Source organism: uncultured Granulicatella sp. (assembly GCF_938030755.1).
GTDB lineage: Bacteria > Bacillota > Bacilli > Lactobacillales > Aerococcaceae > Granulicatella.
In genome coordinates this window covers 1-4,959 of sequence record NZ_CALHIF010000016.1, presented here as the reverse complement: position 1 = coordinate 4,959, position 4,959 = coordinate 1, and the positions used below count along the sequence as shown (strand labels likewise).

The window sequence follows — 4,959 nt, the reverse complement described above, 5'->3', positions numbered from 1 at the left end:
AATTTTTGTTAATTTAATAATACACTAAATATATCTAAAAAAACAGTACAATGTTAAAACAATCATCAAAAAAACAACTGTACTAATTTATATGCAACATGAAAATGGTACAGTTTCGTTTCATAAAAAATTCTACTTAGCAAAACACGCCTTGTATGCTATACTTAGAGAGTATTTTAGTAAGGAGGAAGGCTTTGTGCGATCATATGCAAAAAAATTAATGGATACCGCTATTCTGGCTGGTCAAATCATGCTTGAATGCAATGCGGAATCGTATCGCGTGGAAGAAACAATGAACTATATTCTCTCCACTTCAAACTTTGAAACTTGCGAAGCCTTCGCAATGGCGACTGGAATCTTTGCAACGCTCGATGATGACTGCATCGATTCTATTACAGAAATTCGTCGTGTTCCAAATCGCGACACGAACTTGAACCGAATTTATAAGGTCAACGCAATCTCTCGTCAATTAGTGACAAAAGAAATCGACCTTGATACGGCTTATCAACGATTACAAGATTTAAAAGAATCCGAATATCCACAGTGGTTAAAAGACTTAGGCCTTATTCTGATGTGTGGGTTCTACGCTGCTCTATTTGGAGCAACGCCAATTGAACTCGTCATTGCATCAGTAGCAGCGATTATCATGCCATTTGTTTATAAGTTAGATCCGAAATTAAAATTAGGAACATTCGTGTTGAACCTCATCTCGATTATTCCTGCGATTGTCATTATCATTTTGATTCAGAAACATTTCGTTCCGGATGCTCGAATCGGCATCTCTATTGTCGGATTAATCATGCCGGCTGTGCCTGGAACTGCCATTACAAATGCGATTCGCGATACATTACGCGGAGACTACAACTCAGGGGCAGCTCGGGCAATTGAAGCGTTTGTGACGGCTCTTTCCGTCGCTATTGCTGTTGCTTTGGGACTCGTCTTAGCAGGAGGTGCAAACCCCTTATGATTTATCAAGTGATTAGTGCTCTCATCGCTGTCTACTTCAGTTGTATTGTCTTTGAAGCGCCAAAACGACTCCTCATTCATATTTCAATTATTGGAGGCATTGGCTGGTTTGTATATCTCTTCTTCTTGGACAGTTCTGGATTACAACTAGCTACTTACTATAGCGGCCTTACAATTGCGTTTTTATCGCACTTAGCAGCACGCTATTTTAAAGCTCCCGTAACGGTATTCTTTATCCCTGGTTTTTTCCCACTCGTTCCTGGTGCAGGCATGTACCGTACCGTATACGCGTTCTTTGTAGGTGATATTGAAAAAGGGAAATTCTTCTTCGGTCAAACGATGATTACCGCCGGAATGATTGCTTTAGCGATTTTTACGGTCGATTCGATTTTCCGTCTATACTCACATTGGCAATCTTCACGCCGTCAATCAACCAACTAAATCAACATGTAAACTGCCAAAGATTTTCTTTGGTGGTTTTTTCATAAAACAAAGGTTTAGAGACAAATTTACTTTTATTAAAAATTTTAGATTCCGTCCTTTTTGGATATCTTTATGGTAGGGTTAAGAGCTATACCGGTTCGAGCCTTAGTCTCTCACCTACTGAGCCTCAATGAGTCTCTACGGAATAAATTCCTAGAGTCTCATATTCGCATTAGTTACTAATCGCTCTTATTCCTACCATAGAATCCCATGGGAATCCATCTTCTTTCATAAAATTGGTATACTCTAAACCTTCTATGTTCAAAGAAAATGATGTAGTTCTATATTTAGGTTCGCTGTGAAAATGAAGATTGTCAATTCTCATAAAATAGAGACTAAAGACTCTGGAAATTTTTTCCACTTTGTATGGACAGATAGCAGCTTCTGTGGTTCAATAAATATATTAGGGTGTCATAGCTCAGTTGGATAGAGCAAGCGTTTCCTAAACGCTAGGTCGGGGGTTCGAGACCCTTTGGCACCACTAAAAAATCCACTGGTTCAACTAGTGGATTTTTTTATATATTAATCTCTTCCAACCATTGAATAGCATGCCCGACGCGGTCCGGAATATTATCGCCATGATTTCCAATTTCAAGAGTAAACTTGAAATCACCCGTTTGAAATTGCAATTCATACCAGTCTTTTAACGCCATCGTATTGGGGATTTGCTCATTCGTTAAATTTGACGCTATGAATCCTTCTTCGTCCCCCACACTCATATACAGTTTTGGATGGGGCACTCTAAAGGGATGTTCTTTTAAATAGGCTACAAATTTTGGATACCACAGTGAAGAAGAACAACTGAGGACTGTCCCAAACAAATCGGTGTTCGCCCCTACATAAAGACTAAATAGTCCACCAAGTGAATAGCCACCAATCGCACGTTTCTCCGTGCTTGAAGTAAACCCATATTCGCTCTCACAGAACGGAATCACTTTGGTCGTGATAAAAGCAAAATGTTCTGCAGCCTTCCCACCGAAATTTTTTGACATGGCTTCAGACGCTGAAAGTGGCCATGGTGTATAGTCGTCTGCTCGATTCTTGAAATCAATCAAAACAAAATTTAGTGCTGGTTTATGTTCGATAATCCAATTACAAAAGGTTTCTTTAAATTGTTCTCCGTCTAAAAAATAGATTGTAGTAGCACTCCGAACATTAGACCGATAAATATAGAGTTTAATCCCGCAAATCTCTTGGTGAATCCATACAGAACTTCTAGTCATACTAATTTCCTTTCTATCTCTTATACTTTATAAGTGTATCAGTTTTTCTTGTAGATGATAAGGAGAATATAAAAGACGTCAGTGATAACACACTAACGTCTAAATTTTTAGATTCATTTTACCGAACAATTTGTCCTGATTTTTGGTTCATAAAGGTAAATACTTCATCTTCATCGAAAGGATTCCAGTCGCCAAAAACCGTATGTTTCAACACGGAGTTTGCTGTTCCAAAATCGACTACCTTTTGATTCTCCCAACCTTTTAGAACTCCGTTAAGAATACCAGCGGCAAAAGCATCACCACCACCAACTCGGTCAATGACTGGTTGAATATCATATACTTTTGACTCTACAAAATTGTTATCTTCTCCTACATAAAAACCTTGTAACTCATGGTGATTGGCTGAAAAGACATTTCTTTTTGTGGAATATAACACTTTGATATTCGCATATTTTTCCTTCACTCGACGATAGATTTCTTCAAGAGATACTTCTTCTTCAGATGTTGCAACTTGAAGAAAATGAATGGCATCGAGTCTTCCTGCAGATAAAATATCTACATAAGGAAAAATTTGTTGGAAACAAGGATACGCTTCTTCATATCTCCAAAGCTTGCTGCGATAATTCATATCAAAACTTACTAAACATCCATATTCTTTTGCCTTTTTTACGATTTCAACTGTCCAAGATTGCCATTTTTTAGATAATGCTGGAACAATCCCAGAAATATGCAATAAGTCTACTCCTTTGAAAATCTCATCTAAATCCCAGCAAAGTTTTTCTAGCATTGCGATACTTGAATATTTACGATCATAGGTTACTTGAGAACCTCTAACAGAGTTCCCTTGCTCCAAATAATAAGTTCCTAGCCTACCAGGTTGTTCAATAATCAAGTCAGTATCAACATCATATCCATTCATTCTAGATAGAACAGCCTTACTAAGTGGATTGTATTCTGGTAATACAGATGCAACGGATACCTTATGGCCAAATTGAGAGAGGGAAACCCCAACATTCGTTTCAGCTCCACCATAACATACTCGGAACTCATCTGTATTTTTGATTCTAATCTCTTCACTTGTTGAAAAACGTAATAAAATCTCTCCTAAAGTGATGACTCTCATCTTGACTCCTCTTTTCTTAAATTGAATTTTTTAAGAAGGATGAATTACCTCCAATTAATCAGCCAAAGCATTCACAAATTCTTTTGCAATCCGTGTTACACTTTCATACCCTTCAGTTGCAACTTTCGCGCCAAGAGCACTTCCGACACCAACTGCAACAGCACCTTTTTCTTGCCATTCTTTAATATTTGCAATAGAAACTCCACCTGAAGGCATTAAATTCACACTCGGAATTGGACCATGAATATCTTTAATAAATGAAGGGCCTAAAACTCCACCAGGGAATAATTTAATAATTTTCGCTCCACCATTCATCGCTTGTACGATTTCAGTTGTTGTTGCGCATCCTGGGAAGTAATCGATATGAGCATCATGAGCGACTTTTTGAATATGCGCATCATAATGAGGACTTACTAAAAACTCTGCTCCAGCAGCAATAGCTTCTTTAGCCAATTCCACTGTCATAATCGTTCCAGCACCAATCACTACTTCTGAATTTTTTGCATAAAAAGCTTTCAATTCAGCAATTGCTTTAGAAGCCTCTGGTGTTGTATAAGTTACTTCAATATTTTTAATACCACCCAATACTGAGTGTTTTGAAATTTCAATTGCGTCATCTGATGATTTCCCCCGAATAACTGCAAAAATATAGTTCTGTTTTAATTGTTCTAATACACTTGTCATAAGCTTTTTCTCCTTCTAGTAAAAAAATAAAAGTCATCTGTTATATCTATGATACATCAGATGACTTTTGGTGTCAATGACAATATTCGGTTGATATCGTCTATTTCATCAGACGATTTAATTATACGATAATGTGCGTCTATTATCTGCTAAATGCAGTAACATCGCGTCTCTGGCAGCGACAGCATCTCGATTTTTAATTGCTCTTACAATTTCTCTATGAGCACGAATCGTATTTGCTTTGCTTTGCTCACTTGTAAAGAAATCATTATACAACTTAATCGATTGAATAATAATTGGAATCAGTTGCTGCATCGCTACATTACGACTAGCCTCAGCAATCGCACTATGAAATTGAATATCCAGTTTAAAGTGAATATCTCCATCCGAATGGATTTCTTTTTCCAAGGCCTTTTCAAGCCTTTCTAAAACAGCCACTTCTTCATCCGTAATATGCTGCGCGGCAAGACTCGCCATCTG

Annotated in this window: 6 protein-coding genes and 1 tRNA gene; 3 read left to right on the top strand and 4 right to left on the bottom strand. The window is 37.6% G+C overall.

Going from position 1 to position 4,959, the window contains the following annotated elements; translation table 11 throughout:
- Positions 1–196: 196 nt before the first annotated feature.
- The 3 genes from Q0594_RS01605 (at position 197) to Q0594_RS01595 (ending at position 1,930) form a co-directional block, all read left to right on the top strand.
- The gene (locus tag Q0594_RS01605; RefSeq protein ID WP_049554443.1) at positions 197–967 is read left to right on the top strand and encodes a threonine/serine exporter family protein; all 771 of its coding nucleotides are present in this window, start codon (positions 197–199) and stop codon (positions 965–967) included.
- Positions 964–1,407, top strand: a complete 444-nt coding sequence (locus Q0594_RS01600) for a threonine/serine exporter family protein (protein WP_298729269.1) — start codon at positions 964–966, stop codon at positions 1,405–1,407. Before Q0594_RS01605 ends, Q0594_RS01600 begins: the two co-directional genes overlap by 4 nt.
- Positions 1,408–1,856: 449 nt before the next feature.
- Positions 1,857–1,930: transfer RNA gene (locus Q0594_RS01595), tRNA-Arg, on the top strand.
- Between the two features lie 34 nt (positions 1,931–1,964).
- Here the strand turns inward: Q0594_RS01595 and Q0594_RS01590 are convergent.
- The 4 genes from Q0594_RS01590 to Q0594_RS01575 form a co-directional block, all read right to left on the bottom strand.
- Positions 1,965–2,672: an alpha/beta hydrolase-fold protein gene (locus tag Q0594_RS01590; protein ID WP_298729267.1), complete on the bottom strand. Its 708-nt coding sequence runs from the start codon at positions 2,670–2,672 to the stop codon at positions 1,965–1,967.
- 118 nt (positions 2,673–2,790) lie between these two features.
- Positions 2,791–3,795: a sugar kinase gene (locus Q0594_RS01585; RefSeq protein ID WP_298729265.1), complete on the bottom strand. Its 1,005-nt coding sequence runs from the start codon at positions 3,793–3,795 to the stop codon at positions 2,791–2,793.
- 54 nt (positions 3,796–3,849) lie between these two features.
- Positions 3,850–4,479: a bifunctional 4-hydroxy-2-oxoglutarate aldolase/2-dehydro-3-deoxy-phosphogluconate aldolase gene (eda, locus tag Q0594_RS01580; protein ID WP_298729263.1), complete on the bottom strand. Its 630-nt coding sequence runs from the start codon at positions 4,477–4,479 to the stop codon at positions 3,850–3,852.
- A gap of 117 nt (positions 4,480–4,596) precedes the next feature.
- A partial coding sequence (locus tag Q0594_RS01575) for an FCD domain-containing protein (RefSeq protein ID WP_298729261.1) occupies positions 4,597–4,959 on the bottom strand: 363 nt, incomplete at its 5' end.

Excerpts from the sequence above, each read along its gene's own strand:
- Q0594_RS01600 (WP_298729269.1), top strand. The coding sequence starts at position 964 with ATGATTTATCAAGTGATTAGTGCTCTCATCGCTGTCTACTTCAGTTGT.
- Q0594_RS01590 (WP_298729267.1), bottom strand. The coding sequence starts at position 2,672 with ATGACTAGAAGTTCTGTATGGATTCACCAAGAGATTTGCGGGATTAAA.
- Q0594_RS01585 (WP_298729265.1), bottom strand. The coding sequence starts at position 3,795 with ATGAGAGTCATCACTTTAGGAGAGATTTTATTACGTTTTTCAACAAGT.
- eda (WP_298729263.1), bottom strand. The coding sequence starts at position 4,479 with ATGACAAGTGTATTAGAACAATTAAAACAGAACTATATTTTTGCAGTT.